This is a genomic window from Mycobacterium sp. 20KCMC460 (assembly GCF_022179425.1).
GTDB classification, from domain to species: domain Bacteria; phylum Actinomycetota; class Actinomycetes; order Mycobacteriales; family Mycobacteriaceae; genus Mycobacterium; species Mycobacterium kiyosense.
In genome coordinates, this window is the sequence record NZ_AP025524.1 from 405,418 (window position 1) to 418,308 (window position 12,891).

General features: G+C 63.9%; 10 protein-coding genes. 5 read left to right on the forward strand and 5 right to left on the reverse strand.

What is annotated here, in order from left to right; all coding sequences use genetic code 11:
* Positions 1-10 precede the first annotated feature (10 nt).
* The 3 genes from MKCMC460_RS01905 to MKCMC460_RS01915 all read right to left on the reverse strand — a co-directional run bounded on the left by MKCMC460_RS01905 (position 11) and on the right by MKCMC460_RS01915 (position 3,739).
* Positions 11-1,306 (reverse strand): cytochrome P450, encoded by a 1,296-nt coding sequence (locus MKCMC460_RS01905; RefSeq protein WP_236979438.1) that lies wholly within the window; start codon positions 1,304-1,306, stop codon positions 11-13.
* Positions 1,303-1,917, reverse strand: coding sequence for a PadR family transcriptional regulator (locus MKCMC460_RS01910; RefSeq protein WP_236979439.1), 615 nt, complete (start codon positions 1,915-1,917; stop codon positions 1,303-1,305). The genes MKCMC460_RS01905 and MKCMC460_RS01910 overlap by 4 nt, the downstream gene beginning before the upstream one ends.
* Positions 1,918-2,074: 157 nt before the next feature.
* Complete coding sequence (locus MKCMC460_RS01915; RefSeq protein ID WP_238305261.1) at positions 2,075-3,739, reverse strand: PEP-utilizing enzyme; 1,665 nt, start codon at positions 3,737-3,739, stop codon at positions 2,075-2,077.
* Between the two features lie 279 nt (positions 3,740-4,018).
* Between MKCMC460_RS01915 and MKCMC460_RS01920 the strand changes: the two genes are divergently transcribed.
* Positions 4,019-4,996 (forward strand): hypothetical protein, encoded by a 978-nt coding sequence (locus MKCMC460_RS01920; RefSeq protein ID WP_236979443.1) that lies wholly within the window; start codon positions 4,019-4,021, stop codon positions 4,994-4,996.
* A 252-nt stretch (positions 4,997-5,248) separates the two neighbouring features.
* The gene (locus MKCMC460_RS01925) at positions 5,249-6,226 is read left to right on the forward strand and encodes a hypothetical protein (protein ID WP_236979444.1); all 978 of its coding nucleotides are present in this window, start codon (positions 5,249-5,251) and stop codon (positions 6,224-6,226) included.
* Here MKCMC460_RS01925 and MKCMC460_RS01930 read toward each other — a convergent pair.
* Together MKCMC460_RS01930 and MKCMC460_RS01935 are read right to left on the reverse strand one after the other, a co-directional pair.
* On the reverse strand, positions 6,223-7,236 hold the full coding sequence (locus MKCMC460_RS01930) for a hypothetical protein (RefSeq protein ID WP_236979446.1): 1,014 nt from the start codon (positions 7,234-7,236) through the stop codon (positions 6,223-6,225). The genes MKCMC460_RS01925 and MKCMC460_RS01930 overlap by 4 nt on opposite strands.
* Entirely contained in the window at positions 7,233-9,986 is a 2,754-nt protein-coding gene (locus tag MKCMC460_RS01935; RefSeq protein WP_236979448.1) for a PEP/pyruvate-binding domain-containing protein, read from the reverse strand. Before MKCMC460_RS01935 ends, MKCMC460_RS01930 begins: the two co-directional genes overlap by 4 nt.
* A 151-nt stretch (positions 9,987-10,137) precedes the next feature.
* Here MKCMC460_RS01935 and MKCMC460_RS01940 point away from each other — a divergent pair, with 151 nt between their 5' ends.
* Genes MKCMC460_RS01940 through MKCMC460_RS01950 form a run of 3 tightly spaced genes read left to right on the forward strand, consistent with a single transcriptional unit; the run spans position 10,138 to position 12,879 of the window.
* Positions 10,138-11,502: an NAD(P)/FAD-dependent oxidoreductase gene (locus tag MKCMC460_RS01940; RefSeq protein WP_238305263.1), complete on the forward strand. Its 1,365-nt coding sequence runs from the start codon at positions 10,138-10,140 to the stop codon at positions 11,500-11,502.
* A 56-nt stretch (positions 11,503-11,558) separates the two neighbouring features.
* Positions 11,559-12,245, forward strand: a complete 687-nt coding sequence (locus tag MKCMC460_RS01945) for a TetR/AcrR family transcriptional regulator (RefSeq protein WP_236979454.1) — start codon at positions 11,559-11,561, stop codon at positions 12,243-12,245.
* Positions 12,226-12,879 carry a TetR/AcrR family transcriptional regulator gene (locus MKCMC460_RS01950; protein WP_238305264.1) on the forward strand — a complete coding sequence of 218 codons (654 nt, stop codon included), beginning with the start codon at positions 12,226-12,228 and terminating at the stop codon, positions 12,877-12,879. The genes MKCMC460_RS01945 and MKCMC460_RS01950 overlap by 20 nt, the downstream gene beginning before the upstream one ends.
* The last annotated feature ends 12 nt before the right edge of the window (positions 12,880-12,891 follow it).

Sequence of the window (12,891 nt, forward strand, 5' to 3'; positions counted from 1 at the left end):
TGCACGCTCGTCACGCCGGGCTTCGAACCTCCCAAGTGACAGGAAGCACGTCATAGCCGCGGGTCGCGATGCTCGGATGGCGTATCGCCGCTTTGCGTTCGACGTGCACCCGGCCCAGTGTTTCCAGAAAGGTCTGCAGCATGATCGGCAGCTGCAGCTGCGCAAGGTGCACGCCCAGGCAGCGGTGGCGCCCAGCGCCGAAGGACATGAAAGCGTTCATGTCGTTGGTCGGCCCGCGGTCGAAACGGATCGCGTCGGGATCGGAGAACTTCCCGGCATCGCGATTCGACCCGCCGTTGCAGATCATCACGGTCTCGCCCGCGCGAATCAGTTGTCCGCCCAGCTCAACGTCCTCGCGAGCTGTTCGGCCCATGAACTGTGACGTGGAGTCATAGCGGTACAACTCGCGCGCCAATATTCCAACGCGCCCCGGAATATCTTGCAGCACATACTCATAGGCCTCTGGATTCGCATCGAGTGCGGCGACCATATTGGTGAACTGGTACTTCTGGGTGTCCTGTCCTGCGAAGTAGAGCAAGCTGAGGTTGTTGACGAGTTGCGATTCGCTCATCGGCTCGGGGTCCGCATCATTGGCCTGGATGACCGCGCTGATGAAATCCTCACCGGGGCTCTCGCGGCGATGTGCAACCAGGTCGGTGAAGTACGACTCCAGTCCTACGATCGCGTCATTCGAGCGGGACAATTGCTCATCGGTCATCGGCGACACTTCGAGCACCGGCGCGAAGTCGTACACCCACTGCGCCACTTGGGCGTAGTCATCGCGCGGCACGTTGAGAAGCGCCCCGATGGTGGCCAGCGGGATCTCACGGGAGAAATCGGCGACGACGTCGGCTCTTCTACTCGGGTACAGCGCATCGAGTCGATCCCGGCACAATTGCTCGATCATCGGTGCAAGACCCTGGATCCGGGCCGATGTGAACGGCGCGCGAAACACGCGACGCAGCCTGGTGTGCAAGGGCGCGTCGTTGCACACCAGCATGCTCATCGCGATCTTGAAATACGGCTCCTCGACGACAGCGGGGCCCTGACGATTGATCTGATACTGGGCGAACGACACGGCCAGCCGGTCGTCGGAAAACGCCGTCTTGACATCGTCGAATCTCGTTACGAGCCAAGCATTCATCTCCTTGACGAAGAGCACGGGTTCCAACTCGCGCAGCCGAGCGTATGTCGGATAGGGATCGACGATGTGCTCCCAGGTGAGCAACTTTGCCGCGATCGCAACAGCCTCAGGGTGCGGCGGTCGGTTGTCCACCGCGCGAGCCGAAAGGGATGCGTTGCTCATCGGAGTTCCTCTCGGGCATCGTCTGATGTGGGTCGGGAAGTTCTGAGATCGTTTGCGTTCGTGGCGAGTTCGCGCCAGAACGCGATAAAGGCCCGCTCGAAGGCTTGGCCGGCCTTGAGTGTTGCCAATGCGTGCCCATGTTCGGGCCAGTTGCGGTAGCGGTTCTCGAGGTCGCTGAAAAAGGCCAGCCTGCTCTTGCGGACCAGCAGCTGCTCTTCGGCCATCCGTTGCACACTCGCGCCGTCGACGAGGCTGCCGAAGTGCAGCTTCAGCAGTGCTTCATCGCGCAATTCGGGCGCCTGACTGGCGGGTTCCTCGATCCAACTCCGCAACGCAGCAGTCCCGTCTTCGGTGATCTCGAAGAATTGCCTTCTGCGCCCGTCAGTTTCGGTATGTGAGGTCAGCAAGCCCAGCGCTTCGAGTCGCTTGGGTTCGCGATAGAGGACGGCGTGGGGGAGCGGCCAGAAATACCCGATGGAGCCTGATACGTAACTCTTGAGTTGGTATGACGTTGTCGGCCCGCGGACCGCAACGATGCCGAGGACGATGTAAGACGCGTGTGAAATCCTCGGGTCGGACCCCTCGTTAGCGTCAGCGCCAAGAATATGCACCGTATCAATGATACGGTGTCGAACATCATATTCCTAGGGGTGTTATTGCACCGAAGGACCTGATCACCGGCACGCTCGACGCCATAGACGTCGCGATCCATATCGTCGCTGGGCGTGTAAGTACTCCGTGTGGCAAACCGCAGCGCCTCCCGGCTGCTCAACCGGGCAGGTTTGCCGCCGTTGGCCTTCCGCGTTCCAGGATCACGACCACGCCGGTGGAGCCGTCGACACGCACCAAGTCGCCGTCCCGGAGGTCCCGTGTGCCCGAGCTGGTGCCGATCACGCAGGGCACACCGAGTTCGCGCGCGACGATCGCGCCGTGGGAGACGGCGGCGCCGATGTCGATCACGACTGCCGCGGCGACAGTCATCAACGAGACCCAGCTGGGATCGGTGGTCGGGCAGACCAAGATGTCGCCGTTGTCGATGTCGACATCGTCGGCGGAATCCAGCACCACGCGAACCCGGCCTTCGACGATGCCCGGGCTCGCACCGAGCCCGGTTACCTCGCTGACGTCCCTGAGTTCGAGGGCGCCCAGGGGAATTTCGGCCGGCGTGCCCAGCCAGGTTTCTGGAAGTGCGACCTGCAGCAGTTGGGTCCGTAGTGCCCGCCGCCGTGCTACCAGATCGGTTGTCTCGCCGGGATCGCGCCGGCGGACCTCGGTGAGTTCGTCTGAGAAGAAGTAGAAGGCATCGTCGGGATCGGTGAGCGTTCCCGCTGTGACCAGCTCGCTGCCCAGGGCACGAGCGGCGGCGCGGCCACAGTCGATCGCCAACAGTGTGGATGCCTTGTTGCCCTGGATGGCCCGCGAGGCCGCCGGCGCCAGCCGGATCGCCAGCCGTGCGGCGGGGCGCCGGTGCGCTGGCAGATCTCTCAGGATGCTGGCCACCGTACGGTCACGCTCGGCGACCGCGCGGGCGCGACGCTGTGCGGGTGGTTCGGACTGCGCGATGGCGCCCAACAGTCGCTCCAGCGGGCGCCGGTCCTCCCGCCACACTCGGGCCGCCGGATCTCCGGAATTCGGACCCTGATACCCGTGGTCGACCAGAAACCGATCAAGCGACATTCGTTCCGTAGCAACGAGATAAAGATCGTCGGCGATGCGGGCCTCATCGGTGCCCGCAGCTCCGGCCAGCAGCGTGCTCATAGCGTTCTGCTGGCCCGTGAGCTCGCAGATCGAGGTCAGCTGAGCCGAGACTGCCTGGATCAACATCCGCATCCACATTTGCAGTTCCATCGCGAAGGTGAACCGTGCCAGCGATTCGGCGAGCACTTCTTCGGGTTGCAGCCCGACCCGCAGCTGGTCTCCGTCGACGACGGTGCGCCACCAATTCTCGATCGAGCTTCGGGTTTGGCCGGGGATGCCGCGGCCGGTCATCAGGATCCTGGGCACGCGCGCCAATACCGACGGAATCCGGCTCAGGTCGTTGACGTCAACGAAGTCCTTCCGTGCTGAACCCAGCAGGTCACGCTCGACGTCCTCACCCTTGACGCCGGGAAGCGCCGCGAAGGTCCGGCGTGCGACGTCGACGTTGGCGGCGAGCCGCCCCCGAAACGATCCTATGAGGCGCTCGCTGGCCGAGACGGGAAGGACAGCCCCCCGCGCCGACACCATCCCCAGGTCGTACAGTCCGCGCCGCAGGCCCACCTCGGTCGCATACGTGTAGTAGCTGGCCGACAAGGGCCGCATCACGCCGGGCATCACTTCAGACGCATTGACGGTGGTCCAGAGCACCTCGGGCGCCGAAACGCACGTCAAGCCCTCGTCCACATTGCCGCTTCTCGCCTGCGCCTCGGTCGGCCCGATGATCTTGTCGTTCATGCCCGCTCCTTCGCGCCGCTACGGTCGATTCGTACGATAGTGATAACGATCGGTCACGTCGATGGGGTAACTGTGGGGATTTTCCTCAGCAACAAGCGGCTCTGTTCAGGCTGCACCCAGATCGGCTAATGTCAACGAACGTTCATCATGCAACTGGTTCTCAGGGGACTTCCGTGATCCCGGCTCGCTGGGGTCACACGCTAAGGGCCTGCTCGCTAAGTCGAGCAAGCGCATTCGCAACCTGCATCGACTTGGGAATCAGGGAGGAGTAGCACAGCCGTGGATCTGAACACCGTGCCGCGAACCGGAGTGCCGGGGTGGAGCGAAACCCGTTGGAACGGCAGCTGGAATCCCGCCGAAGGAGTCGGCATCTATCTGCATGTCGGCCGGTACCGGCACGATCTGGATTACTGGTGGGCACAGATCGTCACCTATCTTCCGGACGGCCGGCTGACCGTCGACCGGCGCTGGGGCCGCAACACCAATGAGGCTGGGCTCACCCTGCAAGATTTCGACTTGACGATGACCGAGACGGGCTGGACCTGTTCCTATGACAGCGTTGCGCAAGTCACCACCACCGCAAGGCTTGCGACGGGTGTGCGAGGCAGTTCGGCGCCAGTTGTGCGGGTGTGCTTCGATGTCGAGGCGGTCGGACGCCACCGCGAATGGGATATGTATGCGGGTCGCGATGCGATCGGAGAGATCGCCGGTGATATGCACATCCAGCAGAGCTTTTCCACCACCGGAACGCTTCGGGCCGGCGACGAGCATTACCGGTTGGACGGTATCGGCTTCAAAGATCACTCGGCCGGATCCAGAATTATCGACGGTTGGTATCGCCACCACTACCTGATGCTGGTGGCCGACTCCTGGACGGCTCACATGCTCACGATGATGCCGGGACCAGGAGCGAAATCCTCGTTGGGAGTGCTGATGCGGGATGGCATCGACACCGCCATAACCGGATTCGATATGCCCGAGTTGGCAGATTCCGCGGGCGGACCTGTTCACGGGCCCGTGGTGTTCGAGCTGGCCACTGGCGAGCGCCACGAGTTCGATTCCGAGCTCATCCATGCGATGCCGGTGACGATCACGGAGGACAACGACAACCTCAATGGGATCGACTGGGAGAACAGTGGCGATCCCATTGTGCTCATCGAGGGCAAAGGCCGGCTGACTGGCTCGGACGGCTCAGTGGTTTACGGCTTCCACGAACGGTCGGCGCGGCGCAGCCTGGTGGCGCGACCCCATCCGTAAAGCGTTTTGCTGTAAGGCTTTTGCAACCAATGAATCCAGTTCTCCGAGATGTCTTTAGCGTGCACACCATGCCTACGGGAGCTCCGTCACGACGCAGCGCGCCCGTATTCGTCGCGGGCGCAAAGTGTTCCAGCCCCGAGGCCGCCTGTTGCCTCGCAGGTGTAAGCCTCGTGGTGTGGAGGCGCGCGACCACGTCGGAGCCCAACCGGTTCCACTCATTGCTCAGCAATTACCACGGCCCATGGAGATGTCATGCCATCGACGATCGTCGACCCAGTACACGACTGCATTCAGCAAGATCCCGGCGCGCCCGGGTGGAGCGAAAATCTTGTCATCCAAGCTCATGACACGTGCTCGGACGTCTCGGTCTGGGCGCACTGGAGCCGGATCCCGGGGTCGTCCCACATCTGGGAGGGGGTCCTTGCGGTCTATTTGGAAAAGAGCCAGTTGCTGGTGAGCCGGACCTTCGGACCCTCAGCGTACGAACAAACGGCGTCCAGCGGCCCGCTGTCGTTCGAATGCGTTACGCCGGCCGAAGCGTGGCGGATGCGGTTCGACGGCATGGCCCGTCGGACCTGCAGTCAGAGCGTGTCAGCCGCAGCGCTGTCAGACGACGTTTTCGAACGGCTGTCCGTGGACCTCGACTTCGTTGGTGTGCACCCTATCTGGAGCGCCCACGGAAGCATGGAAGAACAGAGCTGGGCAACCGCCCACCTCGAACAAGGGGGACGCATCCGCGGTCAAGTGACCGTTGCCGGCCATCAAGTCGAGATCAACACGACGGGATTCCGCGACCACTCATACGGCCCACGGAACTACCGTGGCATGGCCGGAAACACCTGGTGCACAGCCATCTTCCCGAGCGGACGGGCTATTCTGGGCCTCAACGTGTGGCAGACCGCGGGTCCGGGGCTGGCTGTGGGGTTCGTCTGGGACGGTACTCAGATGCACGACGCCACTGAGGTGAGATTGCCCCAACTCCGCAGCACCGACGGCGAACCCGCCGCATTTGTCGCTGAGATCGCTACATCCTCTGGAACCGAACGTATTGCGGTTAAACAAACCCACCGCATGACCTGGACACTGAACGAGCCCGTCGGCATGACGGCGGGAGCCCTCAACGACACTGACGCAATCCGTGTCGTCGAGAGTCCGGCCACCATCACCTGGGGAGACGAGACCGCAGGTGGCTGGATTGAAAAAACTCTGCGGCCAAGCCAATTCGGCTAGAACCGACTTTGCGGCCGGCGTGTCAAGCGGCCGGCTCGATTCGTGCGTTCAATCCATCCCGTGCCGCGCTCGCCGTTCCATTGCACGACGGTCGGGCCTTCGACGTTGATGGTGTTGCGGTCGTCGGTCCAGCTGGTGCCCAAGGGCATTTCGAGTGGGTGCGCAAGATGGAACGACATCGCGTGCTGCATCGTGACATCGATGGACATGGGACCGAGTTCGCTGTCGAGTTCCACGGTGAACGACCGGGGCGATCCTGCCGGGTCGTCGAGACCCGGTGTTCTTGTCGGTGAAGCGGGAAGCATCTTGCCGTCTTCGACGACGAAGCCGAATCGTGCATGCTCGGGGCCGTGGTCGCTGTCGTGCCAGGCCTCGAGCACCAGAAATACCCTGCCGCTGGGGAAAAACCCGTAGCACCAGGCGTGCCGGTCCAGAGTCAGGTAGTTGCGCCGCCCCCAGGTGTGGTCCCGGAACGCAAGGCAGTCAACGTGAATGGCCTCGGCCGCGTCGATCACGATATCTCCGGTGACGCGCCCACCCTGCTCCAGGTGGCCGTCGCCCCAGTCCTGGTTGTCCATCGCGGCGCCCGCACTGAAGGTGCCGAATACTCCTTCGAAGACCAGATCGGCTTCGAGCGACACGGTCGGGCCATCCGGGACTAGCGCGCTCGCCGCGATGTCGGTGGTGGTCTTGGTGGCATGTCCGCTGAACCTGGCGTGCCAGCGCTGCAAGGGTTGCTCGACGGTGAAGGAGCAGTTGCCCGAGCTCGCGACGTCGTGGTTGTTGCCGTGGGCGCCGAACTCCCTGCGGCACAATATCTCTCCGCCGGGTCGGTAGATCACCACCAGTCCCTCCCAGCGATTGGGATCGGTGTGCATGCGGCTCCAGTGCCAGTAGAACGCGTGGTCACTGGCCTGGTCGTATCCCATCATGATGAGGTTTTCGCTGTACTCGGCGGTCAGCGGGTCCGGGAGATGGAGCTGATCACGCTGAACGTCGGTCTCGATCATCGGGCGACCTCTGCCATTTCTTTGGAATCGAGTTGTCCGTCCTGGATTTCGAGGTGGACTCGTCCCGTATCGCCGTCGACGGTGATCAATGCTCCGTCGGGGATCAGTTCGGTCGCGCCGGCGATCTGCACTGCGGGAAAACCGTATTCGCGAGCCAGCAGCGATCCGTGCGCGAGCATTCCACCCGTCTCCAGCACGATGCCGGAGATAACGAGAAATACCGGAGTCCAGCCGGGATCGGTGTGGTTGGTGACCAAGATGTCGCCCTTCTGGACCCGGCCGATCTCCTCTACGCCGTGCAGGACGCGGGCCCGGCCCGTGATGGTGCCGTGGCTGGTGCCGATACCCGTCAGATCGTCATCGGCGTTGTCGCCGCTCATCGTCACCGGCTTGCCCGCTTGCAGGTAGGTGGGCAGCTTGGCCTCCCGCGCGACGAAGCGGTCGAAGTCACGCATCCGCCCGGCGATTTTCGCCTTGGTCAACGGCGTCGCCTCGTTGCGCCGCAACACCTCGTAAAGTTCGCTGCGGCTGAGGAATTGGAAGTCGCGATCGGTGGTGAAGATGCCGCGCTCGGAAAGCCTGCGCCCGATCTCGAGGAATGCGCGCTTGGCCGAGTACGTCGAGCGGTCGATGTAGTATCTCTCGTCGTCACGCACGATCAGGAATTTCAGCAGCCAGTCGTGGATGAGCTTGAACAGTTCGGCCCGGAGAAACCCGAACGGGCGTTTCTTGATGTTGTCGACGACTTCGTCGAGCACCGCATCGCGGCGGGCGTTGACACGTTGTTCGTTGCCTTCGGGATCGAGCGCCTCCGGGCTGGACAGCATCGTCTGCCACGCCCGGTAATCCATCGCTGGATCTTCGAGTCGGCGCGGATAGTAGATGTCGCGTTCGGCATGCCCGCGGTGTGCGTTAGCTTGCGCGAACACTCGGTATCGCTGCAGAAAGTCCCGCCCCGCCGCGGAGTTCTCTAATGCGACGAAGAAATCGTTTCCCGGGTTGTCGTCGAAAAGTGCTCGCAGGTCAGTTGATTCACGGATCTCCTCGGCGAAGGCGAGGAGATCGATGTTCTCCTGCAGCGTCGCCGTCCGGCGGGCGGCACCGGAGAGCAGTTCGCCGAACGCCAGGGGGTTGTCTCCGGTGTACCAGTGCGCGAGCATCCAGCCGAGAAAAGAGAATGCGTCTCTGGCATAGAGGTAGTAGCCGGCCCAAAGCTGTTCGGCGAAAGAGAATTCCAGCTCGAGGAGCTCTTCGACATGGCGCTCGAGCGCGCGATCGGACAGCCTGCGCAGTTGTTCGTCGGGCAACCCCGACGCTTCCTCGACGCGGTTGTAAAACCAATCGTCGAAGGTCTTGAGGAACGCATACGGTGTGTTGGCCGGGTCGCCCGCAGCGGTGATCCGGGCGTGCATCTTCAGATACCGGGCGATGCTGAACGGCGAGGACAGGATCTCTCCGTGCCAGGTGGGTGGCACGTGGTTGAGCACGTTGGGTCCGGGCCGGAAAGCCGGGAACACTGTGTGTTCGATGATGGCTCGTTCGAGACCGCTGTTGAAGTAGGCCTCGGCCTTGTGGAATTTGAACATTCGGCCCTGTTTCATCTCTGGTATGCCCCAGAGGTCGGCGCAGCGGGAGTAGGCACGGGTGAACATCTCGGCGCGCCATGAATAGAACAGCGGTGTCACCGCGCCGGTCCACTGTTCGTCGGCCCAGGTACGGGTCCAGATTGCGTCGGGGCGGTCGGGCAGCTTCTGCCAGTCGTCGACGTGGCTGTCCCATGAAAGGTCAACCCCGGTGACCGGCCGCGACTGGAGGAGGTAGAACCGGCCTCCCGCCATCGCCCACTCGATGTCCTGAGGTATTGCGTGGTAAGCGGTCTCGACGCGCCTACCGAGCGCCCCGAGTTCAGCGAGCTCATGGTCGGTCAGGGTGAACCGGTTACGGTCCTCGGCGGCGGTCTCGCGACTGACGGTGCCGTGCGCGGCGTCGGGATCGCGCACGATCGTGACTTCCTTGTCGCCGAGGGTGCGTTCTACTGGTTCCAGTGTTTCGCTGTCGAGTACCCAGCAATCCGGGGTGACGATGCCGGCCACCACGCTCTCACCCAGTCCCCAGTTGGCGTTGATCACCATCTGTTCGGTATCCGCTGTCAGGGGATTGGCGGTGAACAGCACACCGGCGACCTCGGATTCGACCATCTCCTGGATCACGACGGCGATTCTGGCGCTGCCATGATCGATGCCCGCGCGGTGACGGTAGTGGGTCGCGCGGGCGGTCCACATCGATGCCCAGCACCGTTTGACGGCGTCGATCACCGCCTCGGCGCCACGGATGTCCAGATAGGTGTCGTGCAGTCCGGCGAAAGACGTGCCGGCCAGGTCCTCGGCGGTCCCCGACGACCGAACCGCCACATAGCTGTCCACCGGCAGCTGCCCGTAGCAGTCGGCGATCTCGGCAGCCAGCTCGGCGGGCATCGAAGCCTCGATGATGGCGCCGCGGATGTGTGCGGTGGTCTGCTCGAAGGCCGCCGCGTCGTCGTAGTCGGCTTCGGCCAGCACGGTGGCGATGCGGTGCTGCAGCCCGGACTGCTCGATAAACGTGCTGTAGGCGTTCGTGGTGACGACGAGGCCCTCGGGCACGGGGAAGCCCGCCCGGCTCAGGGCGGCGAGGTTGGCCCCCTTGCCGCCGGTGTGTTCCGCGCGTTGGGCGCGGGAGTCATTGAGCGCCAGCACATTGCTCACGGCAGTCATCCATTCCGCTCGGCGTTGAGACATGGTCCGGCGTTTAACTTACATTATGGCCTTACATACTGTCTCGAGTTCAGGACAGTATGTAAGGTCGAGACGTCAGACGCCGGTTGACAGGGAGGTTGCAATGGCGGAAACCAGTGGTTCAGGACCGGTGTTCGTCGTCGGCGCCGGCCCGTCGGGGCTGGCCGCCGCACACCGGCTCACCGCCAAGGGCCACCCGGTCGTGGTGCTCGAGCGACGCGATCGGGTGGGCGGACAGCTGCTCACCGTCAAGCAGGACGGCTTCCTGATGGAGACCGGCGCCACCGTGCTTCCCGAGGCGTACTTGGCGGTGATGCGGTTGGTCGACGAGATCGGCATGCGGGGCGAGCTGATCCCGTCAAACTCGCTGATGGGCTTTGTTCGCGACCGGACGCTGCACTTGCTGCGGGCCGACAACCTGGCGCTGGACGCCGCCCGTACCAAGCTCTTGTCCACCCGCGCCAAGCTCCAGGTCGGCAAGCTGGCGATCGATGCGCTGCGGATCGGTAAACTGCTTAGCTACGAGGATCTTTCGATTGCCAGCGCCTACGATCGCGAGACGCCTGCAGCCTACGCCGCCCGTCGCGGGATCAGCGGCGAACTGTACGACTACTTGATCGAACCGACGGTGCGAGCGGGCGCCGGCGTGCCCGGCGACGTCATCTCGGTCGTCGAATTTTTCTTTCTCTGGCAGAAGGTGCTCGGGACCAAGCTCTTTGCCTTTCGCGACGGGTACACGTCGTTCATGCAGCGGCTGGCCGCGCCGTTGGACGTCCGCCTCGGGGTCACCGTCGAGGAAATCGTCGAGCGCCCCGAGGACGTCGAGATCACCTGGAGCGGCCCCGACGGACAGCACACCGAGACCGGGGCGGGCGCGATCGTCAGTTCGATGGGCAACGAAGTCCCCGACTTGCTTCCCCAGCTTGAGTCCGATCGGGCTGCGTTCCTCAAGAACCTGCGCTACACGTCGTGCATCAACATCAACGTCGGGCTGTCGCGGCCGCCCGCCGGCATGCCGGCATCCTTCGTGGTTTTCCCCCGACCGTCTTCGGATGCACTGTTCGCGATCATCGCCGAGCACAATAAGGCGCCGGGTCGTACACGGCCTGGCAAGGGCCTGATCGGACTGTATTCGATGAACGAATGGGCCGTCGAACATGCCGACGACGATGACGACGCCGTCCTCGCGGGGCTGTTGCGGGATGCTGAACCGCTGATGCCCGGCGTCACCAACGACATCGAATTCGTCCGGGTCAACCGGTGGTACCCGGTTCTGGTCTATAGCCACCCGGGCCTCTACCGCGAGCTCGGCCACTTCTATGCCACGCGGCGCCGGGGAAGCCGGATCCATCTTGCCGGCTCCTACAACTCGTCGGGCAACGTCAACACCGCCGTCGCCGCCGGTGAGCGCGCCGCCAGGGAACTTGCCGACGCACTCGCGACGGCGTCGCACCGCGCGACCGCGCCGTCGCGCCGCCGCGTGGCCGGCTGCTGATGAGCGCACCGGCGCAACCGGTATCAGAGCCGAGCGGCTTGCATACTATGTGGACGATGCCCCGAGACCAGCACGCCAGCACCACCCGGCAGCAACGGCCCGGGCAGCGCCGGCGGGATGAGCGCCGTCGTGCGATCGTCGCCAGGCTCTCCCCGGCGTTGGAGGATCTCCTCGCGGAGGGCGCGGTGTATTCCGACCTCAGCGTCGCTGCGTTGAGTCGCGCGGCGGATATGTCGCGGTCGCGGTTCTATGTCTACTTCGAAGACACCGGAGATCTGCTGCGCGCGTTGACCGAGGACGCTGTCGTCGAACTTTTCGAAGCCACGCTCGCGTGGTGGACGCTGCACCCGGACGGGACATGGGATCAGCTGCGCACGGTCACCGAGCGCATCTTCGCCACCTACCAGCGCCACCGGCATCTGCTACGGGCCATCGAACAGGTGGCCACCCACGATTCCGGTGTCCGCCAACACTTTTCGGCACTATTCACAAACGCGCTCGAAGGGTACGCGGCAGAACTTGCTGCAGGGCAGACGCGGGGAAGTCTCGACCCGACGCTCGAGTCCCGCCGAACCGCAGGCCTTCTGGCGTCGATGACTCAGAGCGGGCTTTACGAACTCACCGCGACCGGGCAGTTGGACAATCCGGACAGGTGGGTCGACAGCCTCACGACCATTGTCTGGAACACCCTGTACGCACCCACCCACGAGCCCGCGCGATGTGATGTCCCCGACCACGCGTAGCAGACAGAGCGACCGCGAGGCGCGGCGCGGCGCGACCCGCGACAAGATGCGGCGGGCCTTTGTGGGATTGCACGACGCCGGAATGCATTACACCGAGGTCAGCGTCGACAAGCTGAGCGCTGCAGCTGATCTCACCCGGACCACCTTCTACGTCTATTTCGACGACAAGGTCGATCTGCTGTTGGCCTGGCTTGAGGACGCTCGTGCGGCGGCGGGTTCGGCGCCGGTCGGGTGGACGGTGCGCGAACGAGCCCCCACCCGGGCCGAGCTACGCCAGGATGTTGCCGCCGCCCTGGCGCGGTACCGTCCGCACGCGGCCGTGTTGGCCGCGGCGCGCGACACCGCGTTGTTCGAGCCGCGGGCCGACGCCGCCTATCGGGCATTCGTCCGCAACAGCATCGACGACCTCGCCGATCACATCGAGCGCGGACAGCGCGGCGGCTGGGTCCACCCGGATTTGCCGGCGACCGAGATCGCGACGTGGCTGGCCAGCATGGTGCACCGAACCCTTTCTGCCACTCCGCCTCTCGACGATGACGCATACACGGAACGTCTCGATGACTATACCGATATCTTTTGGAACACCCTCTATCGCGGTGTTGCGGGCGCTCACGCGGCGGATGGCTCGCCGTGAGCGCATCGCCTA

Bases quoted from the DNA above. Each gene is read 5' to 3' on its own strand.
- MKCMC460_RS01950 (WP_238305264.1), top strand. From the start codon at position 12,226: ATGTCCCCGACCACGCGTAGCAGACAGAGCGACCGCGAGGCGCGGCGC.
- MKCMC460_RS01925 (WP_236979444.1), top strand. From the start codon at position 5,249: ATGCCATCGACGATCGTCGACCCAGTACACGACTGCATTCAGCAAGAT.
- MKCMC460_RS01905 (WP_236979438.1), bottom strand. From the start codon at position 1,306: ATGAGCAACGCATCCCTTTCGGCTCGCGCGGTGGACAACCGACCGCCG.
- MKCMC460_RS01915 (WP_238305261.1), bottom strand. From the start codon at position 3,739: ATGAACGACAAGATCATCGGGCCGACCGAGGCGCAGGCGAGAAGCGGC.
- MKCMC460_RS01930 (WP_236979446.1), bottom strand. From the start codon at position 7,236: ATGATCGAGACCGACGTTCAGCGTGATCAGCTCCATCTCCCGGACCCG.
- MKCMC460_RS01945 (WP_236979454.1), top strand. From the start codon at position 11,559: ATGCCCCGAGACCAGCACGCCAGCACCACCCGGCAGCAACGGCCCGGG.
- MKCMC460_RS01935 (WP_236979448.1), bottom strand. From the start codon at position 9,986: ATGACTGCCGTGAGCAATGTGCTGGCGCTCAATGACTCCCGCGCCCAA.